Below are 15,129 nucleotides of genomic sequence, written 5' to 3'. Positions count from 1 at the left end.
GTTTGTTGCTAACTCTAAAGTGTTTAGGATACTCGACAAATGGGTACTATGGGGTGTTATGAGTGAATTAAAGACAAAGATCCGTTCTGATATGACCGTTGCCATGAAGGAGCGCGATAAGGAGCGTGTTGGTGCGTTGCGTATGCTTCTTGCTGCGATTCAGCTTGAGGAGACTAATGGTTCTAAGCATGAGATTACTGACGACGATGTCCTGAAGGTTATTGCTCGTGAGATTAAAAAGCGCCGCGAGTCTGCTGAGGTGTATGCTGAGGCGGGTCGTCAGGAGTTGGCGGATAATGAGTTGGCTGAGGCGCGCATCCTCAGCGAGTATCAGCCGGCTCAGTTGGATGATGAGCAGCTGGGCGAGTTGGTTGCTGCTGCTATTGCTGAGGTGAAGGAGCAGCAGGGCGAGGCGACGATGAAGCAGATGGGGCAGGTCATGAAGGTTGCTACTGCTCGTGCTGCTGGTCGCGCTGATGGTAAGCGTCTTTCTGCTGCGGTGCGTGAGTTGCTTCAGTAGTCCCATTGGGCGGGCGCTGCTGCTCGCTCAAAAATTTTCTTCCCGTTGTGTATGGATAGCAGCACGGGGGCGCTGTGCTGCAATGCGTCGCGTTGCGACGTGGCGTCGAGCACAATGAGGTTGGCGGGGTTGCCTTCGGCGATCCCGTAGTTGTTGAGCCTGAGGTTGCGTGCTGGGTTTGTGGTGATGAACTCTAGGCAATTGTCGAGGTAGGTGGGGGTGAGCATATGGCTGACGTGTAGCCCGGTGTCGAGTATGCGCAATAGGTCGCCATTGCCTAGGGGGTACCAGGGGTCGGAGATTGAGTCTTGGCACAGTGCGACGTTTATCCCAAACTCGGTGAGCTGTTTTATTGGTGCTACGCCCCGAGGGACGGCGCTGCTAAACCCGCGCCCTTGTAGGTGGAGGTTTTCATTGGGGCATACGGCAAAGTTCACTTGGGCTGCGGCGAGTTTGGGTAGTAGTCGGGATAGGTAGCCTGGCGAGTAGTAGCTCATGGCTACTGCGTGGGAAATTGTGGCTAATCCGTGCATGGAGCGTTTGCTGGTTTGGGCTGCAATGACTTCTGCGAATCTGGAGTGTTCGTCATCGATTTCGTCGCAGTGGATGTCGATGGGTACTCCGTATTTTTCGCTGAGGTCGAAGAGGTAGTCGAGTGATGCGATGCCGTCTTCTCGTGTGGGTTCTAGGTGGGGGATGCCACCTATTGCGTCGGCGCCTTCGTCGAGGGCTCGTGCTACTAGTTTGTCGCCGTCGGGGTATGCGTAGATGCCGTTTTGGGGGAAGGCGACGATTTCGATCTCGCACCAGTCTTTTATTTCTTCTTTGACTTCTTGTAGTGCGTAGAAGGCGACGAGGTTGGGGTCTGTTACGTCGACGTGGGTGCGGATGGTGCCTACGCCGTGTGCGACGGCGGAGCGGGCGGCGGCGATGGCGTTGGCGCGGATGAGCGTTGGGTTGTTGAGTCCTTGTTCTTTGCGTTCGCGCCAGATTTCTATTGCCTCAAAGAGTGTTCCTGATTGGTTGTCGCGGGGTGTGCCTGCGGTGTTGGCGTAGTCGAGGTGGATGTGTGCTTCGACGAATTGCGGGGCTACGATGCGCCCGTGGGCATTGTAGCTGTCGTTATCTGTGGCGTGCGTTGCCGGGGTGATACTTTCGATTTTTCCGTTGGTGATGCGGATGTCGTAGTGGGCATCGTCGTTGTGGTTTGCGATACGTGCGTTGGTGATGAGCATTATGCGTTCCCCTTTCTGGGGGCACCCCCCATTTTCTGTCAGATAATAGAAAAATATAACATATGCTCGCGGATTTATCGCAATCCGGCACCCACCTCATTGTTCTATAGCTCGATAGGTATTGACAGTTTTCTTATCCAACCCTTACTCTCATCTCAGTCGAGCAGTCGGAGGAGTAATGGACAATGTCGGTTTTAGAATACGCACCCACACGCATAACAACCGTTGCCCAATCTGTGCCAGCAGACAGGCAATTGCGCCAGGCAACCAAAGCGGCCTTCATCGGCACGTTCATTGAGTGGTTCGACTACGCAGCCTACGTCTACATGTCAGCGATCATCGCAAAGGTATTTTTCGCAGAGAGCTCAGGAAGAACCGCATTAGTACAGACATTTGCCCTTTTCGCGCTTTCTTTCCTGATTCGCCCGCTGGGGGCAGTGGTGTGGGGTCACATTGGCGACAGAATCGGCCGCATTCATACCCTAAGCATTTCCGTCGTGATGATGTCCGCAGCGACCCTATGCATTGCATTTTTGCCCACTCACGCCAGTGTTGGTGCCTTTGCGCCCATCCCGTTGCTGATCTTGCGCATGGTTCAAGGTTTCGCCGCTGCTGGGGAGTACGCGGGTGCGTCCACTCACTTGGCTGAGGTTGCTCCCGCGCATAAGCGTGGGCTTTACGCGGCTGTGGTTCCCTCGGCAACTGCATCGGGGCTGCTCCTTGGCTCTTTATTGGCTGCGCTGCTCAGCGGTGTGCTTTCTGATTCTGCTTTGGCCACCTGGGGCTGGCGCATACCTTTCCTCTGCGCTGCACCATTGGGCTTGTATGGGTTTTATATTCGTCGTAAAGCGGGGGAGTCGGATTCTTTTACCCAGGCGCATAAATCTCAGCGCCTGCCAATCGCCGAGGTAATTCGCTATCCGCGGGCGTTGATCGTTGCTTTTGCCGGTGCCATCCTTAACGCGATCGGGTTCTATGTCATCTTGACCTATGTTCCCATTTATTTGTCTGAGGAAATTGGCATGAATGCCAGCACAGCCTTTATCGTTTCGAGTATTTCCTCTGCGTTCTATATCATTTTCGTCCTGATCACGGGCGCGTTATCCGATAAGCTCGGACGACGCACCACCATGCTCATCGCGGCAGCTGTCATGGGAATCAGCATTGTGCCTGCTTTTATGCTGCTCGGAAGCTCAGGATTGGTACTCGTGCTCATAGTGCAAGTGTGCCTCGGTGGTGTTCTTGCGCTTAACGACGGCGTGCTCCCGGCATTCCTCGCCGAACAATTCCCTACACAGGTGCGACTAACCGGCTTTGCGCTGACCTTCAACATTGCCAATGCTGTGTTTGGCGGCACTGCACCCATGATTGCCACCTGGCTTATCGGCAGGTGTAACACTGTTCTTGCCCCTGGATACTACTTAGCGTTGGCTGCAGTCATTACTGGTATTGCCGTTGCTTTTGCTCGTGATCGTCAAGGAGATGAATAAATGTATGCTGCTGCGGCGACATGGGAAGATATTGCTGCTGCCACCGATAGCATTGCTATTGTCCCTGTTGGTTCTTGTGAACAACATGGTCGGCACCTGCCACTGTCCACGGACACTATCATTGCGCAACACATTGCGGCGGGCGTCGAAAAGCTCATTGATGCAGTGGTTTTCCCCGAGATTCATTATGGGTATCGCTCGAATCCTTTTAGCGGTGGTGGCCCTTTGTTTCCTGGGACGATAGACCTTAGCGCGATGGCCTTGATAAGTTTGGCGACGGATATCCTCACGGAAATACTGGCAGATGGGTTTAGCAAAGTGCTGATCATCAACTCGCACTTTGAGAATCAATTTCCTCTCCAGGAAGCAATGATTTGTGCTCAGCAACAGGCGGGGCGTGACGTGAAAATCATGCAGACAAACTGGTGGGATCCTCTTCCTGAGCATATTCTTAATCAACTATTTGATCAGGGGACATTCCCGGGTTGGGCACTAGAGCATGGGGCGTTGACGGAAACGTCACTGATGTTGCATATTGCGCCGGATGTGGTGCGGCAGCAGAATTATCCTCAAGAAGTGTCGTTTTCGCCGCCGACGTATCTGCGCGTGCCAAGTCAAAAAACTGATATTCCTTCGCATGGGGCGTTGGCGTCGGCTGCTGGGGCAAGTGCTGCTAAGGGCAAGATTATTGCGCAGGCGGCTATCGCGGGCATTGTGGATATGTGTGCGCTAGAGTTTCCACTAAGAAAGCGCTAAGGAAAGTAGTGGATAGGAAAAAGTATGCTCAGTGAACATGATCGCCGGTTTCTTGATCTCGCAATTGAACAGGCTCGCATCGGTTGGGATGAAGGTGGTATTCCTATCGGGGCGGCTTTGGTGGCGGATGGAAAAGTGCTTGCAGTGGGGCGTAATCGTCGTATTCAGTTGGGTTCTGCGATTAGGCATGGCGAGACGGATTGTATTGAAAACGCGGGGCGTCTCCCGGCTGAGGTGTATCGTCGCGCCACGCTTTATACCACGTTGTCTCCGTGTTATATGTGTGCTGGTACTGCCACCCTTTATGACATTCCGCGCATTGTGATTGGGGAGAATCGTAGTTTTCAGGCTTCGGAGCAGTGGTTAAAAACGATGGGCAAGGAACTTATCATTGCCGACGATCCCCAGTGCTATGAACTTATGCAAAAAATGCTTGAGCAGCGCCCGCAGTTGTGGGCGGAAGATATTGGAGAACCACATGAATAGTGCTAAGCACGCAGATCCAGATTATCCGGTCACCCCTGTGCCAGTGCAGGCGCGCAAAACTTTCTTCTCGCTCGTCGTGGTGCTGCTTGGGTTTACTGTTTTCACCCCGACGATGATCTCCGGCGCTGAACTCGGCGTTGCTTTCCGTTTTAGCGAGCTGCTCATGGTGGTGGGTCTTGGTTCCCTGATCCTGGGTGCGTATGTGGCGACTTTGGGTTGGGTTGGGGCTCGTACTGGGTTGACCACTGTGGTGATGGCTCGCTATACGTTGGGAACGCATGGGGCGAAGGTGGCTTCGCTGTTACTTGGCGGTACTCAATTGGGTTGGTATGGAGTCATTATTGGCACGGTGGGGTCGATGACTGCTCAGGCTTTTGGTTGGCAGTCTTATGGTGCCCAGGTGGCGGTGATGATTATTTCCAGCACCTTGATGTGTTTGACTGCGTGCTATGGCTATAGAGGAATGTACTGGGTGTCTGCTATTACGACGCCGTTGATTCTGGTACTAGCAGTGTGGGTGGTCTACAAGTGTGTGGATAAGGTGGGTGGCTGGTCTGGTCTTTTTGCGTTAGAGCCGGGGGCTCAGCTGTCTTTGGCGGTAGCTATTACGACGGTGGTCGGTACCTTTGTGTCTGCCGGTACGCAGGCGCCTAACTGGACTAGGTTTGCCAAGAGTGGCACTCATGCTGTGTTGGCGTGTGTTATTGGTTTTATTTTTGGCAATGGTTTGATGATTTTCTTTGGCGCTATTGGGGCGATGACCTTTGGCGAAGGCGACTTTGTGGTGATCCTCTACCAACTCGGTTTGGTGTCTTTGGGCTTGTTCTTGCTCTTTGGTAATTTGTGGAAGTCGAATGCCGATACTGCCTATGCGTTTGGCGTCGCCGGTGCGGAGATTTTTGGCAAGAATAGGAAAGCGCCTTTTGTGGTGGCAGGTTCTGTGGTGGGCACTGTTTTTGCGATTTTGGGCGTGCACAATCATCTTATTGATTTCTTGTACCTATTGGGCGTATTCATTCCGCCGCTCGGTGGGGTGATTATTGGTGATTATGTTATGCGCTGGCGTCGGACGCAAATGCCAACCGACGTGGAGTTGCCGCGTTATTATCTGCCTAATTTGTTGAGCTATGTGGTAGCGGCTGCATTAGCTTATGGCTCTACGACGCTGGGTATAGGCATTCCACCGCTAGTGGGCATTTTTTCTGCTATTCTCGCGGTGGTCGTTGCCCATTGTGTGCGGTCTTAGCGTTGGTTGAGTAGATCTTGTAGCTGATCGACGATCCCATCCAAGTTAGGTGTCTCGATAGTTGGTATGTTGATGTCGGGGCTGGTGTAACTATTGGATGTGGTGGGTGGGTTGTAGTTTCGTGTCGGACGCACTGGAATGGTGCCGTCGGAAACGTAGACGGTTACTCTTGCGCCTCGTTTGAGTGGAACTGGCGCATCGACGCGCATCACATGATTTTTTTCTGTGCCGTCGCCGCTGGTGACTTGGGTGAGTACATCATAGCCGCGAGCGGTAAGTTCTTTGCGTACTTCTTCGACGTCGCGTCCACGGTAGCTGGCACTGAGGGAAGAAACAAATCCTTGGTTGTATTTTGCGTCGTAGCCAGGCAAGGTTCCTGCGGCTGCATTGAGTTGTCCTGCTGCGCTAAACCAGGTGCGTGCGGGTTCGTCGCCACCGTAGAGGGAACCGGTGCCGCATTGGTACACAGGGGAGGTGCATAGTGGCACGATGGTGGTGCCATCGTTGTAGATATAGGAGGCTGCGGCAAAGTTGCTGTTGAATCCTAGGAATGCTGCTGACTCATGGGATTCGGTTGTGCCGGTTTTGGCAGCTAATTGCCCTTTCCAGCCGGCTGCTCGGGCAGCACGTTGTGCTGTTCCTTTGGTGGCGTCTTGGCTCATGCCGGCGGCGAGTGCATTGGCAACGTCGCGGTCTAGGGCTTGTTCGCAAGGTGGAGTGGGTAGTGATACTTCTTGGCCTTGCGCATCGGTAATTGATTCAATGGGGTTGGGTTCGCACCAGGTTCCTTCGGAAGCTAGGGAGGCGGCAACATTGGATAGTTCGAGTGGATTAACTGCGGTGGGTCCTAGGGTGTAGGAGCCGAGGTTATGGTCTTTGACGTAGTCTGCGATGGAGCTTTCTCCGTCGAAGGTGCCAGGGTTGGTGTAGGAGCGTAGTCCGAGGCGTACGGAAATGTCGACGACATCTGCTACGCCAACTTGCTCGATTAGTTTGACGAAGGTGGTGTTGGGTGAGTATGCCAGTGCGTCGCGTAGTGACATTTGGGAGGCATAGGAGCCGGAGTTTTCTACGCAGTAGCTGCCTGCTGGGCAGTTTTCGGCACCGCCTTCGCCCATGCCTTGGGTTTCGTAGCGGTTGGGCACTGCGAAGATGGTGTCCAAACCATAGCCTTGTTCGAGTGCGGCGGCGGCGGTGAAAATCTTAAAAATCGAGCCAGCGCCATTGCCGACCAGCGTGGATGCTTGTGGGAATACTGTTTGGGCGGCTTCGGGGTCTAGTCCGTAGTTGCGGGAGGAGGTCATGGCGAGGACTCGCCTTGATTCTTTTCCTGGCTCGATGACATTCATGACATCGGCAACACCCACTGCATCTGGGCTGACCTGTGTGCTTACTGCATCTTGTGCGCTTTGCTGGACGACGGGATCCAAGGTGGTTTTGATGGTGTAGGCACCTTTGTGGATCTGGTTGATGTCGAAGCCTTTTTGTGAGAGGTAATCAAGCACGTAGTCGCAGAAAAAGCCACTATTGCCAGCTGCGATGCAGCCATTAGGCAATCCTTGCGGTGTTTCTAGCACTGCTAGTGGTTCTGCGCTGAACGTGGTGGCATCTTCAGGTGAGATAACTCCTGCATTGGCCATTGCGTCGAGCACTGCGTTACGACGCTGGGTCACTGCATCTGGGTTGGTATAGGGGTTTAAGTAGGAAGAACTTTGTACCATGCCCGCCAACATTGCCGACTGTGGGATATTCAGTTGCGCGGCAGGAATACCAAAGTAGGTTTGTGCTGCTGCTTCGATACCGTAGGCGCCATTGCCAAAGGGAATGAGGTTGAGATAGCGCGTGAGGATTTCGTCTTTGGGCAGTTGCTTATCCAGGTCGGATGCCATGCGCATTTCGCGTAATTTACGCGGGATAGAGGTTTCGATTGCTGCTGCTTGCTCATCTTCATTGTGAGAGGCGACAAGAAGGAGATAGTTCTTGACGTATTGCTGGTCGATAGTTGACGCGCCCTGTTCGACGCCACCTGCAACCACATTGGCGGCAATGGCGCGGAGATTACCTTGAATATCTACGCCTTTGTGTTCGTAGAATCGTCTATCTTCGATGGAAACGATGGCATCTTTCATGCTTTGGGAGATGGCGTCGCTGGGGACCTCGAAGCGGCGTTGATCGTAGAGCCAAGCTATAGGGTCACCGTTCTTATCGGTAACGGTAGTAACCCCGGGGGTGGATCCAGTGGAGAGATCCTCAAATTTTGATTGCATTGTCTCATTTGTTTCTTTGACTGCAACGCTGCCAATCGCGGCGACCGGGCTGATGGCGAGTGCGCAGACAATGCCGGCGCCAACGGTTGCTGCGAGCATTTCTCCAATTGATTTCCACTTTGACACCCTTACTACATTAGTCATGTTTTTATGCTAGGGGGAATAACCAGACCCCCTTAATGTGTGATCCATTAGACTCAATATGGGCTATGTGAGTACACTTACATGGTGATCCTATCGGCGTGAATATCGAGGATGGAAAGTATGACTACTTCACTACTTAGTAGCCCGAAAAATTCAAGTAGCTCGGCAGCTAATCTTCGTAATGAGTGGGTATTACAGGCAATTTGTCGAGATGGGGATCCAGACGCATTATTTGTACGTGGTGCTGCACAGCGCGAAGCCGCAGCTTTATGTCGTAAATGCCCTGTGATGATGCAATGCCGGTCCGACGCATTGGATAATAAGGTTGAGTTTGGCGTATGGGGTGGGCTTACTGAGCGCCAGCGTCGTGCCATTTTGCGTAAGAATCCCGATGTTACTGATTGGGCAACTTATCTCGCCGAGGGGGGAGAACTTCTCGGACTGTAGCGCCACCTCTGACAGCCCACTAGAGTAGTAGCCATGACTAAATGGGAATATGCAACTGTACCTTTGCTCATTCATGCAACAAAGCAGATTCTTGACAATTGGGGCGAAGAAGGCTGGGAGCTTGTCACTGTACTTCCAGGCGCTAATCCAGAGAGCCTAGTCGCTTATATGAAACGTGAGGTACAGTAATGTCTGGCGACACCAGTGTTACTAGCCGATTAAAAGAATTGAATATCACACTGCCTGCAGTTGCTGCGCCAGTTGCGGCTTATATCCCTGCTGCTCGGGTAGGGAATCAAGTGTGGACGTCAGGTCAGTTGCCTTTTGTTCAGGGAGAGCTTGCAGCTGTAGGAAAGGTCGGCGCTGAAGTAAGCGTTGATGAGGCATATCAATACGCACGGATTGCTGCCCTTAATGCTTTAGCTGCGGTCGACGCAGTTGTGGGGATCGACAATGTGATTCGTATTCTAAAAATCGTTGGTTTTGTGGCTTCCGCTCAGGATTTTCATGCGCAACCCGCCGTCGTTAATGGCGCATCTGAGCTTATGGCAGAGATTTTTGGCGATGCAGGTATGCACGTGCGTTCTGCCGTGGGTGTTGCTGAATTACCGTTGGGTGCGCCAGTTGAGATTGAGCTTGTGGTTGAAGTCGCGCAGGCGCAGTAATTGGCAGGATGGGCGTCGAAAAGCAAAATTTCATAACGCGGGGTACTGTTAAAACTCTGCAAAAAATAAAAAAGTAACTAAGCTAGTGAATATGCAACATCCTGCTTATAGTCAGTTGCGTCCGGTAACACCGTCCGCCTCTGTTGTTTTATGTCCAAACCCTGGATATTCCTCATTGGAGGGGACTAATTCCTGGGTAATTCGTGCACCTGAGGATACCTGCAGTATTGTTATCGATCCAGGTCCTGCCGACGAGGGGCACTTGAATGTGCTCCATGCTAAGGCGCAAGAAGTAGGCGTGGTGCTTTTGACTCACCGCCATCATGATCATGCTGATGGTGCGCAGCGATTCAAGCAATTAACTGGGGCAAGCGTTCGCGCTTTCGACCCATCGTATTGTATTGATGGTGCTGCGTTGGAGCATGGCGAAATCATCAGTGTTGAAGGGGTTACGCCGCAGATTGAAGTGGTGCATACTCCTGGGCACACTGGTGATTCGGTAAGCTTTTTTATCTGGAGTCATGAGCCGCATAACTCTACTCTGGAGGGCATTTGCACCGGTGATACTATTGCTGGTCGCCATACCACCATGATCTCTGAAACTGATGGCGATCTTGGGGCATATCTTGATTCTTTGGCGGTTTTGGAGCAGCGCGGCGTCGACGTGCATCTGCTGCCAGGGCATGGTCCTGATGGGGAGGATGTTTCCTCTTATGCTAAGTGGTATATTGAGCGCCGCCAGCAGCGTTTGGAGCAGATTATTGCTGCCCAGCGTAAATTGGGCGACGATGTTGAGATTAAGCACCTTATCGACGAAATCTACGATGATGTTGATCCAGTTTTGCGTGGTGCTGCTGAGCAGTCAACTCGAGTAGCATTGCGGTACTTGGCGCAGCAAAAGTAAGCGAGATGCAAAAACCGGGCAGAGAGAAAACTCTTTGCCCGGTTTTATTTATTCGATTAGCGTGCGCGCTTTGCTAAATGTTCTGGATTGACAATGAGCACGGATTTGCCGTCGAGGCGAATCCACTGACGTTGTGCGAAAGTGGCTAGTGCTTTATTGACAGTTTCCCGAGAGGCACCAACTAATTGAGCAATTTCTTGCTGGGTGAGGTCGTGATTAACGCGTAGTGCGCTACCTTCTGGGGTGCCGAAACGGTTAGCGAGTTGCAATAGTGTCTTTGCGACGCGACCAGGGACATCGGTGAAGATAAGGTCACCAAGAGAGGTGTTGGTGCGGCGCAGGCGGCGGGCGAGTACTCGCAATAGTTGCTTGGAAATCTCAGGGTGCGCGTCGATCCACTTGTAGAGAGTTTCTGAATCCATTGTTGCGGCATACACTTCAGTGATACATACAGCAGATGAAGTACGTGGACCTGGGTCGAAGATGGAGAGTTCACCAAACATATCGGATGGTCCCATGATCGCCAGTAGGTTTTCTCGCCCATCGGTGGAGTGACGAGCTAGTTTCACTTTTCCAGAGGTGATGATGTAGAGGCGATTACCAGGCTCGTGTTCCTCAAAAATGGTGGTGCCTCGTGAGAAACGTACTGTTTCTAGCTCACTGATGAGACTATCGACAGCGGCAGGATCGACCTCATGGAAAATACCAGCGCGGGCAAGAATATCGTGCGTGCCTTCCACGGCTTACAACTCCTCTGCAATAGTGGCGTTGGTGGCTTACTTGGCGGGATGTACCCGTGTGTCATATTGTGCCCATACGCCACATTGAATGTTTATATGGTTACCTCTTCATACTACTATGAAATATGTAACAAATGCACTTTGCTGCCACAACTGTTCACTAGACGTGACTTTTCTCGCCCAGTCTGGGGTTAATTTTCTGAGGCTGCTTTCTTTTTGGTAGCTGAAAGAGCTAGTAGCGCCAGCCCACCAAGAAGCCAGATGCTTAAGACAATCCATGAAGATGCGTTACTTGCGTCTGGGAAGTAGCTGAGGTTGCGTAGTAGTTGCTGCGCTGCTCCGGGGACAAGCCATGAGCTGATTGTTGCCCAGTGCCAGGGGAGGAACTCTAGTGGCAGCATTGCCCCGGAGATAGGGTTACCAATGAACATGGTGAGCACTGCGGCAATGCCGATACCAGCTGCGCCTTTGAGGGAGTGTAGTCCCACAACCAAGCTACTGATTGCGCTAATAGCCAGCGTTAAGCCTGCCCACAGTGCAAAGGTTGCTTGTGGGAGAAGTCCGAACCAGTTGTGCATGATGAGCAAAATAGTGAGTGCTTCCAGCGCTGGAAAGACAACAAGTGCTAGCACTCGGTTCCATATCCCTGAGATTTTCAGGCTGATTAGCACTCCACCGACAAGACCGCCGATAAGTAGCGGGAGGAATGCGTACATCATGCCGCTACCTTGTTGGTCTTTGCTGGTGAGAGGCACAACTTCGGTGATCGTTGGGTCTTGTAGTGCGGATTGAGTGAGGGTGCTGAGCATTTCCGGGTTTACAGGCTGTGCTGCTGGGGCGTTCTGCATTTTCTGCATGGCTGCTGCGACGCTCATTTTGTGCATTTGTCCGCCTGCGGTGGAGATCATTGTGGCAATGGCTTTATTTGCCGCAGGTGCGGTGAGCACTTCCAGGGTGGGTTGTTCTGGGGAGGGGAGAATGAATGCGCCATAGGACTGGCGGGTTGTGATTTTTTCTTCAGCCTCAGCACGGGAATCAACGCGGGTGAGCTCAAAAGGGAGTTCTTTTCCTGTTGATTCCAGGGTGTGGGTCATGGTCTGGAATGATTCTTCAGATGCGACGACGTTCACCGGGATATTTTTGGGTGATGATGTCACGCTGGGCCAGCTGATGGCAAGGGCGATGACTGCCACGATTGCTGAGGCGAGGAGTCCGATGGACAGAACTTTTGTCCATGAGCTCTGGTTTTTGGTGGTCATGGGGCAACCTTTCACAAAAAGAATGAATGTTCTGTTTATGACTATAACCTTACCGCGTCTAACAAGCAAAATGAACGTTCTTTTTGTGGGTGTGTTTATAATGCCCCTATGCCTCGTCTCACCAAAGCCCGTCAAGAAGCACAACGCCAACGCATCATCGACGCAACCGTCGCCGTTATCCAAAAAAATGGTTTCGCAGCAAGCTCTATGGCGGCAATCATTAAACAATCAGAACTATCAGCAGGGGCCGTCTACGGCTATTTCGCCAGCAAAGACGAACTATTTGAGGCAGCAGTAGAGCAAATACTGGTGGATAAACTCGATGTCTTAGAGACCCCCCTTAACGGACACATTCCAGCCCCTTCAGAAATGCTGCCACAATTTTTTCGCACCACATACGGCGATAACACAGATATAGGAATCAGCGCCGTGCAGGTATGGGGACAAGCCCTGAGTGATGAAAAAATGAAAAAAATTGTGCAAAGAGTATTTACACAATTCCACTCAGCCCTAGAAAACTACCTCACCCAATGGCACGAGCAAGAAAAAACCCCACATGCTCAGGAGAAAGCTCAAGAAATAGTGCAAGCAATCATTGCACTCATCCAAGGGCTACTAGTGCAGCATGCCGTGCTCAATGCAGACATTGACACACTCGCAGCAGCCCTAGAGAAAATCCTCAAAGAGGTAGAAACACCTATTCTGCGTCAACATCAATGTGAGAAAGACGCGGCAAAGAATTAGAGTAGAGTTCATGTCTGCATCTCATCTGCCATTACCTGCTACCGCGCCACCAATAGAGCGGGTAAAAGTGGGGGCGCATTCGGCGTTAACGGGGCAGACGCAGCTGGCAAAAGTTCGTCGTGGGCGCAAAATCAATAGAGAACTTGCTCAGGGGTATCCTCATGCGCGCGCGGAACTAGATTTTTCTAATGCGCTTGAGCTTACCGTCGCCACGATTTTGTCTGCCCAGTGCACAGACGTGCGGGTCAATCAGGTCACCCCTGAGCTTTTTCGACGTTTTCCTACGGCAGCAGCTTATGCAACCGCAGACGAAACCCAATTGCAGGAACTGATCAAACCTACTGGCTTTTATAAGGCAAAGGCAGCGCATTTGATCGGCATGGGCAGAAAGCTGCTGAGTGATTTTGGCGGCGAGGTTCCTACTGGACTTGCGGAACTGATGAGTTTGCCTGGCGTCGGGCGCAAGACTGCGCATGTGGTTCGCGGTAATGCTTTTGATAAACCAGGCTTGACCGTCGACACGCATTTTGGCAGGTTGATGCGTCGACTGAAACTCACTGAACAAGAGGATCCGGTTAAAGTCGAGCACGAGATTGCTGAAATTATCGAAAAACGTGAGTGGACTATGTTTTCCCATCGCGTCATTTTTCATGGCAGGCGAGTGTGTCATTCACGCAAACCTGCTTGCGGCGCGTGTTTTATTGCGCAGGATTGTCCTAGTTTTGGCTTAGGACCTACGACGCCAGCTGAGGCAGAAACCCTGGTAAAAGGAGATAACCGGGAGCATTTACTCCATTTAGCTGGTATAGGTGGGGTAGGTTAGGATGCCGAAAAAAACTATTTTCTTTTCCAGCCTTGTCTTTGTCTTGGGGCTTGCCCTGTTGTTTTTCTTCTTAAACCGCGAGTATTTTTCCACCACACAAACGACGAAAACCAACAGCGCTGAGCCAAGCGCTGCGATTGCTCCTAGACCGGAATGCCCGGAAACTGCCTTGCCGGTTTCTTTGCCTTGCCTTGGTGCAGATAGCGTGCCCAACACGTCAAAGGCACAGTACACAGTGGTGAGCCTATGGGCATGGTGGTGCCAGCCGTGTCGTGTGGAATTACCACTTTTCGATCAGCTACGCAATGAACATCCAGAATATAATGTGATCGGGGTGCACGCGGATAAAGTAGCAGCTCCTGGTGCACAACTGCTCACTGATCTTAACGTGGAGTTGCCCTCATATCACGATGATCGGGGTACTTTTGCCGCCGCGTTGGGATTGCCATCGGTTGTGCCCATCACCATTGTTTTTGATGAGCGTGGCACCATGTTGGGGTATCAGGCGAAAGCCTTTACTGATTATGCTGAGTTAGAACAAGCAGTAGCCTCACTTATCGCAGGAGCATCGTAGTGCTGATTAGACCAGATATCCCAGATCGTCCAGGGCGCAACACACAGCTTCAGCCGCAGGAGCGACCAGCATGGCTTGGAACCTTAATGGGAAATATCGATTTGGGTGTCGTCGAAAAGCATTTTCATGCAGATCGGGAACTCGGCGCTATGGTGCAAAATCATGCTAAGCAAGCTGCGGTTTTAGTGTTGTTGAGCGGGGAGGCTCATGCGCGACAGTTACCAGCAGATGCGAGGGTGTTGCTGACGCATCGTTCGCCGTCTTTGCGGAGTCATTCTGGGCAGATTTCTTTTCCTGGCGGGCGTGTGGATTCCACAGATCTCAACGAAGTGGATTGTGCGTTGCGTGAAGCATGGGAGGAGACAGGGCTTGACCGTATGAGTGTTACTCCATTGGCACTATTGCCCCAAACGTATATTCGCGCCACTAAGTACCCGGTGCGTCCGGTTCTTGGTTTTGCTGCGCAAGAAACAGCAGTGGGTGTTATTGATTATGCAGAAACCGACGACGTATTCCACGCCAAACTAGCGCACCTTATCGACCCTGAGCAGCGGTTTCGGGTGAGTTATGGTTCTTGGGTGGGAGATGCGTTTTTCTATGAGGGATATGTAATTTGGGGTTTTACCGCTTTGGTGCTTTCGGCACTTATCCAACACGCTGGGTGGGAACAGCCGTGGCAGCGCGAGCGCATATATCCCTTGGCGCAGGTTTTGGCGCGGTCTAAAAATAATGAGAGCAGTGGATATTAGCAAATTTTTGTGGTCAATTGAGGATTTATCTGCACTTTTTGGTTGTGCATACTCGACTTCGTAGCTGAGGAGATTAGAGT

General features: G+C 51.9%; 17 protein-coding genes. 13 read left to right on the top strand and 4 right to left on the bottom strand.

The window, feature by feature from the left end; genetic code table 11:
• Positions 1–58 precede the first annotated feature (58 nt).
• Positions 59–520, top strand: a complete 462-nt coding sequence (locus EML15_RS09765; protein ID WP_144275113.1) for a GatB/YqeY domain-containing protein — start codon at positions 59–61, stop codon at positions 518–520.
• On the opposite strand, the gene EML15_RS09760 is transcribed toward EML15_RS09765, so the two are convergent.
• Positions 514–1,755, bottom strand: a complete 1,242-nt coding sequence (locus EML15_RS09760) for an amidohydrolase family protein (protein WP_144275115.1) — start codon at positions 1,753–1,755, stop codon at positions 514–516. The genes EML15_RS09765 and EML15_RS09760 overlap by 7 nt on opposite strands.
• A gap of 185 nt (positions 1,756–1,940) precedes the next feature.
• On the opposite strand from EML15_RS09760, the gene EML15_RS09755 reads away from it, so the two are divergent.
• Genes EML15_RS09755 through codB form a run of 4 tightly spaced genes read left to right on the top strand, consistent with a single transcriptional unit; the run spans position 1,941 to position 5,733 of the window.
• On the top strand, positions 1,941–3,245 hold the full coding sequence (locus EML15_RS09755) for an MFS transporter (protein ID WP_144275116.1): 1,305 nt from the start codon (positions 1,941–1,943) through the stop codon (positions 3,243–3,245).
• Complete coding sequence (locus tag EML15_RS09750) at positions 3,246–4,001, top strand: creatininase (RefSeq protein ID WP_144275118.1); 756 nt, start codon at positions 3,246–3,248, stop codon at positions 3,999–4,001.
• A gap of 24 nt (positions 4,002–4,025) precedes the next feature.
• A complete protein-coding gene (locus EML15_RS09745) occupies positions 4,026–4,487 on the top strand; it encodes a nucleoside deaminase (RefSeq protein ID WP_144275120.1) in 462 nt (153 codons plus the stop codon).
• Positions 4,480–5,733 (top strand): cytosine permease, encoded by a 1,254-nt coding sequence (gene codB, locus EML15_RS09740; protein WP_144275121.1) that lies wholly within the window; start codon positions 4,480–4,482, stop codon positions 5,731–5,733. Before EML15_RS09745 ends, codB begins: the two co-directional genes overlap by 8 nt.
• Here the strand turns inward: codB and EML15_RS09735 are convergent.
• Positions 5,730–8,126 carry a transglycosylase domain-containing protein gene (locus EML15_RS09735; RefSeq protein WP_144275530.1) on the bottom strand — a complete coding sequence of 799 codons (2,397 nt, stop codon included), beginning with the start codon at positions 8,124–8,126 and terminating at the stop codon, positions 5,730–5,732. The two genes, codB and EML15_RS09735, sit on opposite strands and share 4 nt — an antisense overlap.
• Positions 8,127–8,264: 138 nt before the next feature.
• Here EML15_RS09735 and EML15_RS09730 point away from each other — a divergent pair, with 138 nt between their 5' ends.
• The 4 genes from EML15_RS09730 to EML15_RS09715 all read left to right on the top strand — a co-directional run bounded on the left by EML15_RS09730 (position 8,265) and on the right by EML15_RS09715 (position 10,160).
• A complete protein-coding gene (locus EML15_RS09730) occupies positions 8,265–8,591 on the top strand; it encodes a WhiB family transcriptional regulator (protein WP_144275123.1) in 327 nt (108 codons plus the stop codon).
• Positions 8,592–8,624: 33 nt separating this feature from the next.
• A complete protein-coding gene (locus EML15_RS09725; RefSeq protein ID WP_144275125.1) occupies positions 8,625–8,780 on the top strand; it encodes a DUF4177 domain-containing protein in 156 nt (51 codons plus the stop codon).
• On the top strand, positions 8,780–9,256 hold the full coding sequence (locus EML15_RS09720) for a RidA family protein (protein ID WP_144275127.1): 477 nt from the start codon (positions 8,780–8,782) through the stop codon (positions 9,254–9,256). The genes EML15_RS09725 and EML15_RS09720 overlap by 1 nt, the downstream gene beginning before the upstream one ends.
• Positions 9,257–9,347: 91 nt before the next feature.
• Positions 9,348–10,160: an MBL fold metallo-hydrolase gene (locus EML15_RS09715; protein WP_144275128.1), complete on the top strand. Its 813-nt coding sequence runs from the start codon at positions 9,348–9,350 to the stop codon at positions 10,158–10,160.
• Between the two features lie 56 nt (positions 10,161–10,216).
• Here the strand turns inward: EML15_RS09715 and glxR are convergent, their stop codons facing one another.
• Positions 10,217–10,900, bottom strand: coding sequence for a CRP-like cAMP-activated global transcriptional regulator GlxR (gene glxR, locus EML15_RS09710; RefSeq protein WP_144275130.1), 684 nt, complete (start codon positions 10,898–10,900; stop codon positions 10,217–10,219).
• A gap of 191 nt (positions 10,901–11,091) precedes the next feature.
• Complete coding sequence (locus tag EML15_RS09705; RefSeq protein ID WP_144275132.1) at positions 11,092–12,159, bottom strand: ABC transporter permease; 1,068 nt, start codon at positions 12,157–12,159, stop codon at positions 11,092–11,094.
• 108 nt (positions 12,160–12,267) lie between these two features.
• On the opposite strand from EML15_RS09705, the gene EML15_RS09700 reads away from it, so the two are divergent.
• Genes EML15_RS09700 through EML15_RS09685 form a run of 4 tightly spaced genes read left to right on the top strand, consistent with a single transcriptional unit; the run spans position 12,268 to position 15,049 of the window.
• Positions 12,268–12,903 carry a TetR/AcrR family transcriptional regulator gene (locus EML15_RS09700; RefSeq protein WP_144275134.1) on the top strand — a complete coding sequence of 212 codons (636 nt, stop codon included), beginning with the start codon at positions 12,268–12,270 and terminating at the stop codon, positions 12,901–12,903.
• Between the two features lie 10 nt (positions 12,904–12,913).
• Positions 12,914–13,726, top strand: a complete 813-nt coding sequence (gene nth, locus EML15_RS09695) for an endonuclease III (protein WP_144275135.1) — start codon at positions 12,914–12,916, stop codon at positions 13,724–13,726.
• Position 13,727: 1 nt separating this feature from the next.
• The gene (locus EML15_RS09690) at positions 13,728–14,300 is read left to right on the top strand and encodes a TlpA disulfide reductase family protein (protein WP_144275137.1); all 573 of its coding nucleotides are present in this window, start codon (positions 13,728–13,730) and stop codon (positions 14,298–14,300) included.
• The gene (locus EML15_RS09685; RefSeq protein WP_255456005.1) at positions 14,300–15,049 is read left to right on the top strand and encodes a CoA pyrophosphatase; all 750 of its coding nucleotides are present in this window, start codon (positions 14,300–14,302) and stop codon (positions 15,047–15,049) included. Before EML15_RS09690 ends, EML15_RS09685 begins: the two co-directional genes overlap by 1 nt.
• The last annotated feature ends 80 nt before the right edge of the window (positions 15,050–15,129 follow it).

This window comes from Corynebacterium sp. sy017, assembly GCF_017918135.1.
Lineage (GTDB): Bacteria > Actinomycetota > Actinomycetes > Mycobacteriales > Mycobacteriaceae > Corynebacterium.
Note: the sequence above shows the minus strand (reverse complement) of the source record. Positions and strands in the feature narration are given on the sequence as shown.